The sequence below is a fragment of the Lutibacter agarilyticus genome (genome assembly GCF_900188235.1).
Lineage (GTDB): Bacteria > Bacteroidota > Bacteroidia > Flavobacteriales > Flavobacteriaceae > Lutibacter > Lutibacter agarilyticus.
This window is the reverse complement of record NZ_FZNT01000003.1, coordinates 84940-102432: the sequence shown is the minus strand read 5'-3', so window position 1 is coordinate 102432 and position 17493 is coordinate 84940. Positions and strand designations below refer to the sequence as shown.

At 31.6% G+C, this 17493-nt stretch carries 12 protein-coding genes; 11 read left to right on the top strand and 1 reads right to left on the bottom strand.

Annotated elements, in window-relative coordinates; translation table 11 throughout:
- The first annotated feature begins 8 nt into the window (after positions 1 to 8).
- The 8 genes from CHB67_RS05495 to fsa all read left to right on the top strand — a co-directional run bounded on the left by CHB67_RS05495 (position 9) and on the right by fsa (position 12470).
- Positions 9 to 869: an N-acetylglucosamine kinase gene (locus tag CHB67_RS05495; protein ID WP_089380762.1), complete on the top strand. Its 861-nt coding sequence runs from the start codon at positions 9 to 11 to the stop codon at positions 867 to 869.
- A gap of 35 nt (positions 870 to 904) precedes the next feature.
- Positions 905 to 4204 carry a VCBS repeat-containing protein gene (locus tag CHB67_RS05490; RefSeq protein WP_245813432.1) on the top strand — a complete coding sequence of 1100 codons (3300 nt, stop codon included), beginning with the start codon at positions 905 to 907 and terminating at the stop codon, positions 4202 to 4204.
- A gap of 161 nt (positions 4205 to 4365) precedes the next feature.
- Positions 4366 to 5367 carry a GntR family transcriptional regulator gene (locus CHB67_RS05485; protein ID WP_089380761.1) on the top strand — a complete coding sequence of 334 codons (1002 nt, stop codon included), beginning with the start codon at positions 4366 to 4368 and terminating at the stop codon, positions 5365 to 5367.
- A gap of 5 nt (positions 5368 to 5372) precedes the next feature.
- A complete protein-coding gene (locus tag CHB67_RS05480) occupies positions 5373 to 6860 on the top strand; it encodes a xylulokinase (protein ID WP_089380760.1) in 1488 nt (495 codons plus the stop codon).
- 18 nt (positions 6861 to 6878) lie between these two features.
- Positions 6879 to 8204: a xylose isomerase gene (gene xylA, locus CHB67_RS05475; RefSeq protein ID WP_089380759.1), complete on the top strand. Its 1326-nt coding sequence runs from the start codon at positions 6879 to 6881 to the stop codon at positions 8202 to 8204.
- A 69-nt stretch (positions 8205 to 8273) separates the two neighbouring features.
- The gene (gene xylE, locus CHB67_RS05470) at positions 8274 to 9692 is read left to right on the top strand and encodes a D-xylose transporter XylE (RefSeq protein ID WP_089380758.1); all 1419 of its coding nucleotides are present in this window, start codon (positions 8274 to 8276) and stop codon (positions 9690 to 9692) included.
- Between the two features lie 83 nt (positions 9693 to 9775).
- Positions 9776 to 11800 carry a transketolase family protein gene (locus CHB67_RS05465; protein ID WP_089380757.1) on the top strand — a complete coding sequence of 675 codons (2025 nt, stop codon included), beginning with the start codon at positions 9776 to 9778 and terminating at the stop codon, positions 11798 to 11800.
- A gap of 16 nt (positions 11801 to 11816) precedes the next feature.
- On the top strand, positions 11817 to 12470 hold the full coding sequence (fsa, locus tag CHB67_RS05460) for a fructose-6-phosphate aldolase (RefSeq protein WP_089380756.1): 654 nt from the start codon (positions 11817 to 11819) through the stop codon (positions 12468 to 12470).
- Between the two features lie 73 nt (positions 12471 to 12543).
- On the opposite strand, the gene CHB67_RS05455 is transcribed toward fsa, so the two are convergent.
- Complete coding sequence (locus CHB67_RS05455) at positions 12544 to 12996, bottom strand: hypothetical protein (RefSeq protein ID WP_089380755.1); 453 nt, start codon at positions 12994 to 12996, stop codon at positions 12544 to 12546.
- A gap of 222 nt (positions 12997 to 13218) precedes the next feature.
- Between CHB67_RS05455 and CHB67_RS05450 the strand changes: the two genes are divergently transcribed.
- From CHB67_RS05450 to rsgA, 3 genes are all read left to right on the top strand, one after another.
- Complete coding sequence (locus CHB67_RS05450) at positions 13219 to 15591, top strand: TonB-dependent receptor (RefSeq protein ID WP_089380754.1); 2373 nt, start codon at positions 13219 to 13221, stop codon at positions 15589 to 15591.
- Positions 15592 to 15595: 4 nt separating this feature from the next.
- Positions 15596 to 16414 carry a DUF4249 domain-containing protein gene (locus tag CHB67_RS05445; RefSeq protein ID WP_089381105.1) on the top strand — a complete coding sequence of 273 codons (819 nt, stop codon included), beginning with the start codon at positions 15596 to 15598 and terminating at the stop codon, positions 16412 to 16414.
- A 137-nt stretch (positions 16415 to 16551) separates the two neighbouring features.
- Positions 16552 to 17490 (top strand): ribosome small subunit-dependent GTPase A, encoded by a 939-nt coding sequence (gene rsgA, locus CHB67_RS05440; protein ID WP_089380753.1) that lies wholly within the window; start codon positions 16552 to 16554, stop codon positions 17488 to 17490.
- The last annotated feature ends 3 nt before the right edge of the window (positions 17491 to 17493 follow it).

The window sequence follows — 17493 nt, the reverse complement described above, 5'->3', positions numbered from 1 at the left end:
TCAACTATATGTTATTAATTGCAGACAGTGGTTCTACAAAATGCGACTGGGTATTGTTTAAAAACAAAGATCAGGAGCCAATTAAAATTAGAACAAAAGGATTAAATCCAGCCATATTAAAAAAGGAAGATTTAGCAGGAATTATTTTAAATAGTGCTGAATTATTGCAATTCAAAAACGACATAAAAACAATTTATTTTTTTGGAGCAGGTTGTAATAATTTACAAAGCATTACACTACTTGAAAATTTATTTCATACCGTTTTTCCTCAATCAAAATCTATAGTAAAGGAAGATACTATGGCGGCAGTATGGGCAACTACAAATGATCCAGCAGTTGTATGTATTTTAGGAACAGGTTCAAATTGTTGTTTTTACGATGGTGAAAATATTCAATTAAAAGTACCTGCAATGGGCTATTTATTAATGGATGAAGGTAGCGGAAACTATTTTGGTAAAGAATTACTAAAAAGCTATTATTACAATCAAATGCCTGAAGATTTAAAAGTTGCTTTTGAACAGGAATTCTCGCTAGATGAAAATGAAGTGATTGAAAAGTTATACCAAAATTCAACCCCAAATCAATATTTAGCTGAATATGCAGTTTTTCTATTTCAGCATAAAGCGCATCCTCTAATTAAAAGAATAATTGGTGAAGGTTTTGCAAAATTTATTGATAATAATATTTTACAGTTTAAAGAAGAATTAAAATCGGTACCATTATATTTTGTGGGTTCTGTAGCTTTTTACGGACAAGATTTTTTAATTTCAGCACTAAAAGAACGAGGAATAAAAGCTTCAAGATTTGTAAAACGACCAATTGATAATGTAATTAATAAAATTAAAGAAGCAAATTTTTTAGATAGTTAGTCTTAAATTTTATCAATAATTAATAGCATTTTCTTATGAAAACTACATTGGCAAAAAAAACGATTAAAATAGTTGGTGTTTTGTTGTTAATGCACGGCTTAATTACTTGTAACCAAACTTCTAAAAAACCCATTTCAACTGAAATAAACACACTTTTTTCTTTAGTTGATGATTCAAAATCAAATATTCATTTTGTAAATAAGGTTGAAGAGAATTTACGTTTCAATTTTATTAATTACTCATATATATACAATGGCGGAGGTGTTGCTGTTGGAGATATTAATAATGATGGTTTAGACGATTTGTATTTTACGTCTAACCAAGAATCTAATAAGTTATATTTAAATAAAGGTAATTTTGAATTTCAAGATATTACCGAAAAATCTGCAACTAGTGACGCTAAAGGATGGTCAACCGGAGTTACTATGGTTGACATTAATAATGATGGTTATTTAGATATTTATGTGTGTAAATCAGGTTCTTTACAAAACCATGAATTACGCAAAAACAAATTGTTTATAAATCAGCAAAACAATACTTTTAAAGAAAGTGCCGCCACTTATGGTTTAGATCACTTTGGATTTTCTGTACAGGCCTATTTTTTTGATTTTGATAAAGACAATGATTTAGATATGTATTTGGTGAATCATAGGGGAGATTTTCAAAACAATACAATTATTGATACTCAAATTCAAAATAATATACAGCCGTATAGTTCTGATCAATTGTTTAGAAATGATGAAGGAAAGTTTGCAAATATTACAAATGAAGCAGGAATAGCAAATAAAGCTTGGGGTTTAAGTGCTTCAATAGGAGATTTTAATAATGATAATTTGCCAGATATTTATGTTGCCAATGATTTTTTAGAACCAGATTTTTTATACATAAATAATGGAGATGGTACTTTTAAGAATGAAATAACAACTTATTTTAAACATATTTCCTACAATAGTATGGGGTCTGATTTTGCCGATATTAATAATGATTTGAAGCCAGATTTAATTGTGTTAGATATGATGGCTGAAGACCATATTAGAGGGAAAGAGAATATGGCAACAATGAGTACTGATAATTTTTGGGCAATGGTAAATGCTGATTATCATTATCAATACATGTCAAATATGTTGCAGTTAAATAACGGTGATGGAAGTTTTAGTGAAATTGGCCAGTTAGCAGGTATTGCTAAAACTGATTGGAGTTGGGCTCCTTTAATTGCTGATTTTGATAATGATGGTTTTAATGATTTGTTTGTTACAAATGGAATAGAACACGATTTATCCAATCAAGATTTTAGAAATCAAATGAAATCTAATATTCAAAATCGTAAGAAGGTAACTTTAAATGAGGCTATTGGTATGATGCCTTCAAGTAAGCTAAGTAATTATGCTTTCAAAAACTCTCATGATTTAACTTTTACGAATGCTACAAAAAAATGGGGATTAGATGCTGCTGTAAATTCTAATGGTGCAGTTTATGCCGATTTAGATAATGATGGTGATTTAGATTTAGTGTTGAATAATCAGTCCGAAAAAGCTCAGGTCTATAAAAACAATACCATTCATAATTATGTTGCTATAAATTTAAATGGTCCTAAAAACAATTTAAAAGGTGTTGGAGCAAGAGTTGAGTTATTTTCAAAAAACTTAAAGCAAGTAAAAGAAGTATTTGTAAGTAGAGGATATCAATCATCTGTAACGAATAAAATTATTTTTGGTCTTGGTAAAGAAACTGAAATTGATAGTTTGTTAGTTGTTTGGCCAAACGACTCAAAGGAAGTAATTACAAATGTTACAGTAAATAATTCAATAACCATTAATTATAAAAACGCTTATAAATCGTTAAAAATTAAGAATATTGAAAAACCATTTTTTGAAAATGTGAATCCCGAAACCTTGGGAATCAATTACCGTCAAAAAGAAAATATATTTAATGATTTTGATTTGCAATTGTTGTTGCCACAGAAACAATCTGAAATGGGCGCAGCTTTAAAAGTAGCCGATGTAAACAACGATGGTTTAGATGATTTTTTTGTAGGAAATGCAAAAGGAGAAAGAGCCGCTTTATACATTCAGAAGAATGATGGCTCGTTTACAAATTCGAATATCTTATTGTTTGAAAAAGAAAAAGTTTATGAAGATGTAGATGCGGAGTTTTTAGATGTTGATAATGATGGTGATTTAGATTTGTATGTTGCTTCAGGTGGTTATGAAATTAAAGCAGGAAATACCTTATTGCAAGACAGGTTGTATTTAAATGATGGGTATGGTAAGTTTTCAAAATCGACAAATATACTACCCGAAATAAAAATCAACTCTAAAGGTATTGCAAAAGCCGATTTTGACAATGATGGAGATATAGATTTATTTATAGGTTCAAGAGTTACTCATGGAAAGTATCCTTTGTCTGAAAAGCCTTATTTACTTCAAAATAATAAAGGTGTTTTTAATGAAGTCACTGCTGAAAAAATAAAAAATTTAGAAGATGTTAAAATGGTGAATGATGCTATTTTTTCGGATTTTGATAATGATGGTGATGCAGATTTGATTATCGTTGGGGAATGGATGTCTGTTGTTTTTTATGAAAATATAAATGGTGAATTTGTTAGCAAAGAAATTTCAGCTTTAAAGCATAAAAATGGATGGTATCAAAGTATTACAGAGACAGATATTAATAATGATGGTTTTAAAGATTACGTGATTGGAAATTGGGGTCTAAATAATAAATTTCACCCCAGTAAAGAAAAACCTTTACATGTTTATGCCGATTATTTAGATGAAAATAAAACATTTGATGTTGTATTAAGTAAAGTGTCAAAAACAGGAGATTTATTGCCGGTAAGAGGAAAAGAATGTTCTTCCCAGCAAGTCCCAAGTTTAAATAATAAAGTTAAATCGTTTAAAGAATTTGCTTCATTAACATTGCCTGCCATTTATGGTGAAGATAAATTAAAAAATGCAACACACTATATGGCGCATACATTTGAATCGTTTATTTTGAAAAATCTTGGAAATGGTCAATTTGAAATTCAAAAATTACCTGTGCAATCTCAATTCGGACCATTGTTAAGTTCAGAGGTTTTAGATATTAATAATGATGGTTTTTTAGATATTTTTTCAGTTGGGAATCTTTATGAGGCAGAAGTTGAAACGATAAGATATGATGCTTCAAAGGGAGTTATAGTTTTAAATAAACCGAGTGATTTACATTTTTTGAATGATCTAAGTTATTTTAGTGAAAAAGAAGCGCGCTGTATTAAAAAAATTGAAATTCAGGAAAGCCCTCACTTGCTGGTGTTAAATAAAAACAGCAAAATAACGTTGTTAAAATTGAATTAATAAAAAAAAGAGGCATTTAGCCTCTTTTTTTATGCATTAAACTTGTTGTTGTCTGATGCCATAACAGTACAGGATGGGTGAGGTTTAAATTTTATTTAATATTGTTTTGTCTTAATAAATAAAGTACTAACTTTGCAGAACGCAACAGAACAGAACAAAAAATGAGTGACAAGAATGTTATTTTTAAAATCAATCACGAAAGCGATATTCCAAAGTATCAACAATTTGTAAATTCAGTTAATAATGCAATAGCAAAGGATGTAATTTCTATTGGTGATTTATTACCTTCAGTTAATGCTATTTGTAAAACGCATAATTTATCTCGTGATACTGTTTTTAAAGCTTATTCTATATTAAAAGAAAACGGTGTTATAGAATCTGTACCTAATAAAGGCTATTATGTAGCAAGTGATACTCGTAAAATCTTATTGGTTTTAGATACTTTTAAAGCGTATAAAGAAGTGATGTATCATTCGTTTATTAATAATTTACCTAGTAATATTATACCCGATGTACAATTTCACCATTATAATATCGATAATTTTAAAACAATAATAAACAATAGTATTGGAAAGTATTATAAATACATTGTTATGAATTTTGATGATAAAGATGTTGCTTCAACAGTGGCAAAAATAAGCAATGAAAAGTTATTGTTAATTGATTGGGATATACATTCAACTCCTAAAAATAATTATTTATTCCAAGATTTTGGGAAAGCTTTTTATGAATCTTTAACAAGTGCTATTGATTTGTTTAGGAAGTACAAAAAAGTAAGTTTTATATATCCTGAATACACAAACCATCCAATTGAAACGGTTACATATTTTAAAAAGTTTTGTAAAGAACATCATTTTAATTATAAAGTTATCACCAATTCAAAACTTTTTGAAGTTGAAGAAAATACAGCTTACATAAGTGTTAGTGATCGAATTTTAGGTGTTTTCTTGGAGCAATGTAGAGATAGAAACTTGGAGCCAGGAACCGATGTAGGTTTTTTATCTTATAACGAAACGCCCATGAAGAAATTTATTTATAAAGGAATTTCAGTTGTTTCAACTGATTTTAAAGAATTAGGAACAAAAGCTGCAGAATTTATTAAAAATGATATAGTGATGCAACAATATATACCAACAAAATTAATAGTAAGAGATTCATTATAAGATTTATGTATTACATAGGATATGATTTAGGAAGTTCATCAGTCAAAGCAGCTTTGATTGAAGCAAGTACAGGAAAGTCAGTAGGTATTACTCAATATCCAGAAACAGAAATGTCAATTTTAGCCTTACAAGCAGGTTGGGCAGAACAAGATCCTAATTTTTGGTGGAAAAACATAGGTGAAGTAACTAAAAAGTTACTAAAACAAACGGGTGTTCTTTCTAAGCAAATTAAGGGAGTGGGTATTGCTTATCAAATGCACGGAATGGTTGTGGTTGATAAAAACCAAGAAGTTTTAAGACCTTCCATTATTTGGTGCGATAGTAGAGCTGTTGAAATTGGAGATGCAACTTTTCAAGGCGTTGGAGAAGACAAATGTGTATCTAACTTATTAAATTCACCAGGGAATTTTACACTTTCAAAATTAAAATGGGTGAAGGAAAACGAACCAGCGATTTTTGAAAAAGTTGATAAATTAATGTTGCCTGGAGATTTTATTGCTATGAAATTAACGGGCGAAGCTACCACTACAATTTCTGGATTGTCAGAAGGAATTATGTGGGATTTTAAACAAAATAAATTGGCCGATTGGTTGTTTGATTATATGGGTATAAGTACCGATGTAATTCCAACCATAGTTCCAACATTTTCAAATCAAGGAATTGTAACTAAAAAGGCTTCCGAAGAAATTGGTTTGCCTGAAGGAATTCCAGTATTGTACAGAGCAGGAGATCAACCAAACAACGCTTTGTCATTAAATGCATTTCATCCGGGGGAAATAGCAGCTACAGGAGGAACATCGGGTGTTGTATATGCAATTACAGATAGTACAAAAACACAAGAAAGCTCAAGAATTAACAATTTTGCTCACGTAAATTACACAGTTGAACAGCCAAGAATTGGGAAATTATTGTGTATCAATGGCGCAGGAATTCAATACAGTTGGATGAAGCATAACGTAGTTGCTTCAACAGAATCATATAACGATATGAACAATTTAGCAGAGGCTATTTCTGTAGGTTCAGATGGTTTAAGAATTTTACCTTTTGGTAATGGCGCAGAACGTATGTTGAATAGTAAAAACACAGGCGCAAGTATGTTTAACTTAAACTTCAACAAGCACAATAAAGCACATTTATTAAGAGCATCATTAGAAGGAATCGCTTTTTCATTTGTATATGGAATTGATATTTTGAAAAATGACGGTGTTGATTTATCAGCCATAAGAGCTGGTAACGATAATTTATTCCGTTCAGAAATATTTTCAAATACCATTGCAACATTGGTAGGCAGTGATATCAATATTATAGATACCACAGGCGCAGTTGGCGCAGCAAGAGCAGCAGGGGTAAGCACAGGAGATTTTAAAACATTGAACGATGCATTTTCAGACAATGAACACGTAATGACGTATCATCCTTTAAAAGATAAGAAAATGTATGAGGATGCTTACCAATTATGGAAACAAGATTTAGAAAATCAATACAATAAATAACATAAATATATATTAAAAATGGCAATTTTAGGAAACAAAGAATACTTTAAAGGTATTGGAGACATTCAGTTTGAAGGAAAGGAATCAGATAATCCTTTCGCATTCAAATATTACAACCCAGAGCAAGTTGTAGCAGGAAAAACAATGCGTGAGCATTTTAAATTTGCAATCGCTTACTGGCATACATTCTGCGGACAAGGAGGAGATCCTTTTGGACCAGGAACACAAAGTTTTGGTTGGGATCAAGCAGCAGATCCAATTCAAGCAGCAAAAGATAAAGCCGATGCAGCATTTGAGTTTATTAGTAAAATGGGCTTTGATTATTTCTGTTTTCACGATACAGATTTAATTCAAGAAGGAGCAACTTTTGGAGAGCAAGAAAAAAGAGTAGCTGCTATTACTGAGTACTTACAAGAGAAGAAAAAAGGGAATAATATTAAATTATTATGGGGAACAGCAAACTGTTTTTCAAATCCTCGTTATATGAATGGCGCTTCAACAAATCCAGATTTTGATGTTGTAGCAAGAGCAGGAGGACAAATTAAATTAGCCTTAGATGCAACGATTGCACTAGAAGGAGAAAATTATGTGTTCTGGGGAGGACGTGAAGGTTATATGTCGTTATTAAATACTGATATGGGAAGAGAATTAGACCATATGGGACAGTTTTTAAGAATGGCTCGTGATTATGCACGTGCACAAGGATTTAAAGGGAATTTCTTTATTGAGCCTAAGCCAATGGAGCCAATGAAACATCAATATGATTTTGATTGTGCAACAGCCATTGGATTTTTACGTGAGCAAGGTTTAGACAAAGATTTCAAAATGAATATTGAAGTAAACCACGCAACATTAGCACAACACACATTCCAACACGAAATTGAAACTGCAGCAAAAGCAGGGATGTTAGGAAGTTTAGATGCCAACCGTGGAGATTACCAAAACGGATGGGATACTGATCAATTCCCAAATAGCATTCAAGAAACTACAGAAGCAATGTTGGTATTCTTAAAAGCTGGAGGTCTTCAAGGTGGAGGTGTAAACTTTGATGCTAAAATTAGAAGAAATTCAACAGATATGGAAGATGTATTCCACGCACATATTGGTGGTGCTGATACTTTTGCAAGAGCATTACTAATTGCTGATAAAATCATTACTTCTTCTCCTTATGATAAATTAAGAAAAGAGCGTTATGCTTCATTTGATGGAGGTAATGGAAAAGCTTTTGAAGAAGGAAAATTATCTATGGAAGACTTGTACAAAATTGCTCAAGAAAACGGTGAGTTATCGTTACAAAGTGGTAAACAAGAGTTATTCGAAAATATCATTAACCAATACATTTAAAACCTAAAAAAGCGTGTTAATACATAATTAACACGCTTTTTTTATGTAAACTTTAAACCAACAAAACATATGAAAACATCAAATTCATCCTATTTATTAAAACTAACACTTGTAGCGACTTTAGGAGGTCTACTATTTGGATATGATACAGGAGTAATTTCAGGAACAGTAGGTTCCTTAGATAGCTTTTTTGTAATGCCCAAAGGCTTAAGTGAAACTGCAGCAAGTGCTTTTAAAGGATTTTTAGTTTCAAGTGCCTTAATAGGTTGTGTCATTGGAGGTGTTTTTGGTGGGGTTATCAGTAAAAAATTTGGTAGAAAAAATGGATTAATCATAGCGGCTGTTTTGTTTTTAATCTCGGCGCTAGGTTCTGCAATGCCAGAAATGTTATTGAAACCAATAGGAGAAGGTGACCATACTTTTTCAACAATTTTTATTGTATATAGAATTATTGGTGGTATTGGTGTTGGTTTAGCGTCTATGCTATCTCCATTATATATTGCTGAAATTGCCCCTGCTGATAGTAGAGGGAAATTAGTTTCTTTCAATCAATTAGCAATTGTTGGTGGTTTTATGGTGGTATATTTTGTGAACTACTTTATATCAAGAAGTGGGGGTTCAGATGAATGGTTAAATGCAATAGGATGGAGATGGATGTTTGCTTCTGAAGTTATTCCTGCAGGATTATTTTTAGGGTTGTTATTCTTTGTGCCAGACACACCACGTTCATTAATGTTACAAAATAAGCCAGAAGAAGCTTTAAGTGTATTAATTAAGGTAAATGGAAAAGAAGAAGGCGAACGTGTTTTAGAAGAAATAAAAGTATCTATGAACGAAACAACTTCTGGAAAATTATTATCTTTTGGATGGATGGTAATTATTATAGGAGTTTTACTTTCTATTTTTCAACAATTTGTAGGTATCAATGTAGTGTTATATTATGCTCCAGAGATTTTTAAAACAATTTCTTCAGGTACAGATAGTGCTTTGTTAATGACTATTATTGTAGGGATTGTGAATTTCTTATTTACAATTATAGCGGTAAGAACAGTAGATAAATACGGTAGAAAACCATTAATGATTATTGGTGCTTTAGGTATGGCAATCGCAATGCTTTCTTTAGGTTTTGTATTCTTTACAGGAGCTACAGGATATTTAGCATTGTTTTGTATGATGTTGTATGTTGCAAGTTTCGCTATGAGTTGGGGACCTGTTACTTGGGTGTTGTTGGCTGAAATTTTCCCTAATAAAATTAGAGGAAGAGCGCTGGCAATTGCAGTTGCAGCACAATGGATTTCTAATTATTTAGTATCTGTTACATTCCCAATGATGAATGATAATTCAGCTTTAACGGAGCAATTTAATCACGGTTTCGCATACTGGGTTTACGGAATAATGAGTCTATTAGCGATGTTCTTCATATTGAAATTTGTTCCTGAAACAAAAGGAAAAACATTGGAAGAAATGGAAGGACTTTGGAAAAAATAATAATAAAATTACAATCATAACTAATTAAATGGATTAGAATATTATTCTAATCCATTTAATTAGTTTTAATAAACAACAGAAATATGAGTAACATTAATTTAAGAGCAGCAGATAATATAAGAGCTTTGGCCATTTCAATGGTTGAGCAAGCAAATTCAGGGCATCCAGGTGGACCAATGGGAGGAGCTGACTTTATGCATATTTTATATTCAGAATTTTTAAACTTTGATCCAAGTGATATGTCTTGGCCATTTAGAGACCGTTTCTTTATGGATGCAGGGCATTTATCAACCTTATTATATGCGCAATATTATTTATTGGGTAATTATAAAAAAGAAGATTTAAAAAACTTCAGACAATGGGGATCAGTAACTCCAGGTCATCCAGAAGTTGATGTTGAAAGAGGTATTGAAAATACTTCAGGACCTTTAGGTCAGGGACATACTATGGGTGTTGGAGCATCTATTGCAGCTAAATTTTTAGCAGAACGTTTTGGCTATTGGATGAATCATAAAGTGTATGGATTTATTTCAGATGGAGGAGTTCAAGAAGAAATTTCACAAGGAGCAGGAAGAATTGCAGGACATTTAGGGTTGAATAATTTTATAATGTTTTATGATGCAAATGATGTGCAATTATCTACAATGACTGATGAAGTAACTTCAGAAGACACTGCAAAAAAATATGAAGCTTGGGGTTGGAAAGTTGTAACTATTGATGGTCATAATCATGATGCAATTAGAAAAGCCTTAAAAGACGCCAATAACGAGCAAGAAAAACCAACCTTAATAATTGGTAAAACAATTATGGGTAAAGGTTGTGTTACTGAAACAGGAGCTAACTGGGAAGGACATTGTGAGTTACACGGACAACCAATTGGACATACAGGAGCCGATTTTAATGCTACCCTAAAAAACTTAGGTGCTGATGTAAACGATCCATTTGCAAAATATGGGGATGTTGAAGCGTTTTACGCAACCCTTTTAGAAACTAAAAAAGCAGCTGCAGAAACTAAAAAAGCTGAAATAGCAGCTTGGAAAACTGCAAATCCTGAATTAGCAGAAAAGTTAGATGGCTTTTTAGCAGGAAAATTACCAGCTTTAGATTTTGAATCGGTAGTGAATAAACCAGGTTTAGCAACCAGAGCAGCTTCAGCAAATGTATTGGGGTATTTAGCTCAAAATGTTGAGAATATGATTGTTTCTTCAGCCGATTTATCTAATAGTGATAAAACGGATGGATTTTTAAAGCAAACACATGCGATAAAAAAGAACGATTTTTCAGGAGCCTTTTTACAAGCAGGTGTTGCTGAATTAACAATGGCAGCAATAGCAAATGGTATTGCATTACACGGTGGTGTAATTCCAGTAGTGGCAACATTCTTTGTGTTTTCAGATTATATGAAACCAGCAATTAGAATGAGTGCGATACAAGAATTACCTGTAAAATATGTTTGGACACATGATGCTTTTAGAGTAGGTGAAGATGGACCAACACATCAGCCAATTGAGCAAGAAGCACAAATTCGTTTGTTAGAAAAATTAAAAAACCATAGTGGAGATCCTTGTTTTACAGCATTACGTCCTGCAGATTCAGCAGAAACCAATGTAGCTTGGAAAATGGCGATGGAAAATGATAAAACACCAACAGGATTGATTTTATCTCGTCAAGGGATTAAAGACCTTCCAGCAGCAACTTCAAGATACCAAGAGGCATTAGCAGCTGAAAAAGGTGGTTATACTGTACAGGATGTTGAAAACCCAGATGTTGTTTTAATTGCAAATGGTTCAGAAGTAGCAACTTTAATTGAAGGTGCTAAATTATTAGCAGAAAGAGCAAACATAAAAGCAAAAATAGTTTCTGTTCCTTCAGAAGGAATTTTCAGATTGCAATCAAAAGCATATCAAGAAAGTGTTATTCCATCAAGCAAACCTGCATTTGGATTAACAGCCGGTTTACCAGTAAACTTAGAAGGGTTAGTAGGAAACAACGGAAAAGTATTTGGATTGGATCATTTTGGATACTCTGCACCAGCAACAGTATTGGATGAGAAATTCGGATTTACAGGAGAAAATGTGTTTAACCAAGTTACAGAATTATTAAAATAATAAAATAGATAGAAAGATGAAATTTTTTATAGATACAGCAAATTTAGAGCAAATTAAAGAAGCGCAAGCATTAGGTGTTTTAGATGGAGTTACAACAAACCCATCATTAATGGCAAAAGAAGGAATTACAGGCGCAGAAAATATTTTAAAGCATTACTTAGATATATGTAATGCTGTAGATGGAGATGTTTCAGCAGAAGTAATTGCAACAGATTTTGATGGAATGGTAAAACAAGGTGAAGAATTAGCGGCGTTACATCCACAAATTGTGGTAAAATTACCAATGATTGCTGATGGAGTAAAAGCATGTAAATACTTTTCAGATAAAGGAATTAGAACAAACGTTACTTTAGTGTTTTCAGCAGGACAAGCATTATTAGCTGCAAAAGCAGGAGCAACCTATGTGTCTCCATTTTTAGGAAGATTGGATGATATTTCAACAGATGGATTGCACTTAATTTCAGAAATCAGACAGATTTATGATAACTACGGGTTTGAAACGCAAATATTGGCAGCTTCAATTCGCCACACAATGCACGTAATTGATTGTGCAAAAATTGGTTCAGATGTTATGACAGGTCCTTTAAGCTCAATTACAGGATTGTTAAAACACCCATTAACAGACAGTGGTTTAGCACAGTTTTTAGCTGATTACGCTAAAGGAAATTAAGGAGGATTTAGTTAATTTTTACAAAAAAAAAGGGAAGCAATTGCTTCCCTTTTTTTTGTAAAATATTTTGAGTTTATTTTAAACGTTTAAAAATAAAACGCGTAATAAAAATACCTTTTCCATCTCCTTTTCCAGCATCACTTTCTACAGCACTAGTAACAAAAGCTATATCCCATCCTTCGCTAATCATCGTATTTATTTTTGAAGATAATAAAGCATCGTTAGAAGCTATATTTTGAAAATTAATACCAGCAGCACTATAAAAGTTAACTAATTTAGTTTCTTCAAAATTATCAACTTTTGCGTCTCCACGTTTTGATTTATTCTGTTTTTTGCTGTCTTCAGTTCTTTCTGAAGTAAAATCTTTGTAATTTTTTTCTTCGTTTTCAGAAACAATTCGAGACCTACCTAATCCCATTGGTACAATAGATTCAATACTTGTTACAATTTTGTATTCATACGTTTGAGCATTCATTTCTGTAAATGAAACCATAAATAACAAGGCAATAAGTAAAATTTTTTTCATAATGGTTGTTTTAAAATGTTTATAGAATTCAAATATAGTATTAAATATTTAACAATTTATAAGCGCTTTTAATTATTAGTTTTATACCAGTTTGTATGCGAAAATTAGTTGTGTGTTTTTCTATTATGAATGTTTTAACAGTTTATATGAATTAATATTTAAACCACTTAACTACTTTTGATTTAGTTAAAAAAGTAGCTGCTAATTTTTTTAAATCAAACCATGAAATTTAAACATACGCTTATACTATTTTTACTAGTAACTTCAATTATTTTTGCTCAAGATAAATCATCTATAAGTGGAATTATTAAGGACGCTAGTAATGGTGAAACACTGTTTGGAGCATCCATTTATCTAAAAGATACTTCTATAGGTGTTTTAAGTAATGAATACGGATTTTATTCATTAACAGCACCTAAAGGAAATTACACCTTAGTAATCTCTTATTTAGGTTATACAGATGTTGAACAAGAAATAAATTTAACTGAAGATCAAAAGTTTGATGTTGAGTTAAAAATAAATTCAACACAGTTAGAAGAAGTGGTTATTACTTCATCAGATTCCGAAGAGGTAAATATAAAAAAGCCGCAAATGAGTGTGCTAAAACTAAACGCTTCAACTATAAAACAAGTACCTGTAGTTTTAGGGGAGGTTGATATTTTAAAAACAATAGTAATGCTTCCTGGAGTTACAAATAATGGTGAAGGTTCTAGTGGATTTAATGTGCGAGGCGGTGCCGTTGATCAAAATTTAGTGTTATTAGATGAAGCAATTATTTACAATACATCACACGTTTTTGGTTTTTTCTCGGTTTTTAATGCGGATGCTATTAAAGATTTAAAATTATACAAAGGCGGTATCCCTGCTAAGTTTGGTGGAAGAGTTTCTTCGGTGTTAGATGTGCGCCAAAAAGATGGAAATAATAAGGAGTTTAAATTAACAGGTGGTGTTGGGTTAATTTCAAGCAGATTGGCAATTGAAGCACCAATTGTAAAAGATAAAGGGTCGTTTATTGTTGCAGGTAGAACTTCTTATGCCAATATATTCTTAGAATTTATGGAAGAAGATTTCGGTGTAAATTTTTACGATCTTAATTTGAAAGGTAATTATAGTTTAAACGAAAATAATAAATTGTATTTGTCGGGTTATTTTGGAAGAGATGATATGCGATTTTCAGATAGTTTTCAAAATTCTTATGGAAACCTTTCCGGAAATTTACGTTGGAATCATATTTTTAATGAAAAACTATTTTCAAATTTATCGTTAATTTATAGTGAATACGATTATGAATTTGAACTGAACTTATTTGAATTTGTATGGAACTCATCCATTAAAAATTACAATGTAAAATACGATTTAATGTATTATGCGAATGAAGCTATAAAATTGAACTTTGGAGCAAATATTATTTCATACGATTTTAATCCAGGGATCATTTCTCCAACTTCGTCTAATTCTTCAGTAAATTATTTTGAACTCGATCAAAAAAGAGCTTTTGAAGCTGCATTTTATATAAGTGCTGAACAAAAATTGAGTGAACAGTTTTCTTTAGAATATGGATTGCGTTTTAGTTTATTTAACCGTTTAGGAGGTCAGGCAATTGCAACTTATGAAAATGATTTACCGGTTGTTTATAATAGTCAGTTAGGTGTTTATGAAACAGGAAACATCATTGGCGAAACCATTTACTCTAAAAGTGAAAAAATAGCCACTTTCAATAATTTAGAGCCTCGGTTGGCAATGGCATTGCAATTAAACGAATCATCATCGGTTAAAGCAGGGTTTTCAAGAACAGCGCAGTACATTCATTTATTATCAAACACAACTAACGTTACACCTTTAGATGTTTGGACACCAAGTGGCGAGTTTATAAAACCACAATTATCCAACCAATATTCATTCGGATATTTCAAGAATTTTAATGATAAAATGTTTTCATTAGAAATAGAAACCTACTACAAAACTATAGACAACAGAATTGATTATATTGATGGAGCCGATTTAATTGGTAATAATTATATTGAAGGTGAAATTTTAAATGGAGAGGCAAGAGCTTATGGTTTGGAATTTTTATTGCGAAAAACAGCAGGTAAATTTACAGGTTGGTTTGCCTATACGTTGGCCAAAGCAGAGCAACGAACTTTGGGTGGGAATGCTGGAGGACCAGGAATAAACGATGGAAATTGGTACAATTCTGCGTACGATAGAACACACGATTTCTCTATAACTGCAGCTTATCGTTTAAACCCAAAATGGTCTTTTGGTGCTAATTTTGTTTTTCAAACAGGAAGACCAGTTACGTATCCAAACGGACAATATAGTTATGAAGGTTTATCAATTGCAAGTTATACCGACAGAAATTCAGAGCGTTTACCCGCTTACAATAGGTTAGATGTTTCGGCAACTTATACACCAAATAAAAGGCCTAATAAAAGGTGGAAAGGAGAATGGGTTTTTGGAATTTATAATGCTTATGATCGTAAAAATGCGGCGGCAATTTCTTTTGGTCAAAATACGGAAACAGGTGTAAATGAAGCAACCAGAACTGCAATTTTTGGAATTGTACCTTCTGCTAGCTATAATTTTAAATTTTAAGAGAATGAGAATACATATAAAATTTAGCATCCTACTTATAACTATATTATTAGCATCTTGTACCGATGTGATTGATGTAAATGTACCTGAAGCTGAACCAAGACTAGTAGTAGAGGCTTCATTAGATTGGGAGCAAGGAACTGAAGGAAATGTACAAACGATTCTTTTAAGTTTATCTACACCTTATTTTGATAGTGAAACTATAAATTATGTAACAGGAGCAGAAGTGAAGGTTACAAATAATAACACTTCAGAAGTTTTTAATTTTTTAGATAACAATAACGGGGCTTACACCACAACTAATTTTATGCCAATTGTTGATAATGAATATTCGTTAGAAATTACCTACAATGGCGAAACATATTCAGCAGTTGAAACCTTGATGCCGGTTACAGGTATTAATAGTGTGTATCAATCCAAAGATCAGGGGTTTAATAAAGATTTTTTAGAGGTGAATGTAACATTTGATGATCCAGCAGATATTGAAAATTTTTACTTGATAAAATTTCAACAACAAGGGAATTTCTTACCAGAATTATTTGATATATCGGATGAATTTACTGACGGAAATGAAATGCATGTGTTTTATGAAAAGGAAGAGTTTAAGGCAGGCGATGTAGTTGAAATTAATTTAAATGGTATTTCTAAACAGTATTACAATTTTATTCGTTTGTTAATAGAGCAATCTTCAGATGGTGGTCCTTTTGCTACAATTCCGGCACAATTAAAAGGAAATTGTATCAATCAAACAACTCCTGAAAATTATGCTTTTGGTTATTTCAGACTTACAGAAGTGTCTAAAGAAATATATACTTTTAAGTAATAAATATAATAATACTTAAATTTTTTAAATTGAATTGGTTCGTTTTTCACTTAAATAAAGTTTAAATCAATATTATAAATTAGTAATTCAAACGAACTTGTTATCTTTGTGAACAGTAGTTCAAAATAAATATAAATTTGAGAGGAATAGTTACAAAATCTACCGGAAGTTGGTATACCGTTTATTACGATAATGGTAGCCGTTTAGATTGTAGGTTAAAGGGGAAATTTAGAATTAAAGGAATTAAAAGTACCAATCCGGTTGCGGTTGGTGATGCTGTTAATTTTGAATTTGAAGATGGAAAAGAAACAGGAGTCATCAATAAAATTTTTGACCGTAAAAATTACATCATCCGAAAATCTGTAAACCTTTCAAAACAAACACATATTATAGCTGCTAATATTGATGTTGCCTTTTTAGTGGTAACTATTGATAATCCTCCAACATTTACTGGTTTTATAGATCGTTTTTTAGCAACTGCTGAAGCTTATAATATAACCACCGTAATTTTGTTCAATAAATTAGATATTTATACCGATGAGCAATTGGGTAAATTAGCAGAACTAGATGCTATTTATACCGATATTGGTTACAAATGTATTGCAATTTCAGCAACTAAAAATATTGGAATTGATGAAGTTGTTGAATTAATGAAAGGAAAAACAACGATGTTTTCAGGTCATTCAGGTGTTGGGAAAACAACACTTATAAATGCGATTGAACCAACGTTAGATTTAAAAACCAAAGAAGTTTCAAAACAGCACAAACAAGGAATGCATACCACTACTTTTGCTGAAATGTTTGAATTGAATTTTGGTGGCTTTATAATTGATACACCTGGAATTAAAGGTTTTGGTGTGGTTGATTTTGAACCTGAACAAATCACCGATTATTTTCCTGAATTTTTTAAACTGAAATCAAAATGTAAATTCAACAATTGTATGCATATTAATGAGCCTAAATGCGCTATTAAAGATGCCTTGGAAACTGGCGAAATTGCTGCGTCTCGTTACAACAGTTATGTGCAAATGGTTGAAGGTGACGAAGAACATTATAGAGTAGATATTTATAGTTAAAAA

What these genes read in the sequence shown, in the direction of transcription:
- fsa (WP_089380756.1), top strand. Translation starts at nt 11,817, where the DNA reads ATGAAATTTTTTATAGATACAGCAAATTTAGAGCAAATTAAAGAAGCG.
- CHB67_RS05450 (WP_089380754.1), top strand. Translation starts at nt 13,219, where the DNA reads ATGAAATTTAAACATACGCTTATACTATTTTTACTAGTAACTTCAATT.
- CHB67_RS05490 (WP_245813432.1), top strand. Translation starts at nt 905, where the DNA reads ATGAAAACTACATTGGCAAAAAAAACGATTAAAATAGTTGGTGTTTTG.
- CHB67_RS05495 (WP_089380762.1), top strand. Translation starts at nt 9, where the DNA reads ATGTTATTAATTGCAGACAGTGGTTCTACAAAATGCGACTGGGTATTG.
- CHB67_RS05480 (WP_089380760.1), top strand. Translation starts at nt 5,373, where the DNA reads ATGTATTACATAGGATATGATTTAGGAAGTTCATCAGTCAAAGCAGCT.
- CHB67_RS05455 (WP_089380755.1), bottom strand. Translation starts at nt 12,996, where the DNA reads ATGAAAAAAATTTTACTTATTGCCTTGTTATTTATGGTTTCATTTACA.
- CHB67_RS05485 (WP_089380761.1), top strand. Translation starts at nt 4,366, where the DNA reads ATGAGTGACAAGAATGTTATTTTTAAAATCAATCACGAAAGCGATATT.
- xylE (WP_089380758.1), top strand. Translation starts at nt 8,274, where the DNA reads ATGAAAACATCAAATTCATCCTATTTATTAAAACTAACACTTGTAGCG.
- xylA (WP_089380759.1), top strand. Translation starts at nt 6,879, where the DNA reads ATGGCAATTTTAGGAAACAAAGAATACTTTAAAGGTATTGGAGACATT.
- CHB67_RS05445 (WP_089381105.1), top strand. Translation starts at nt 15,596, where the DNA reads ATGAGAATACATATAAAATTTAGCATCCTACTTATAACTATATTATTA.
- CHB67_RS05465 (WP_089380757.1), top strand. Translation starts at nt 9,776, where the DNA reads ATGAGTAACATTAATTTAAGAGCAGCAGATAATATAAGAGCTTTGGCC.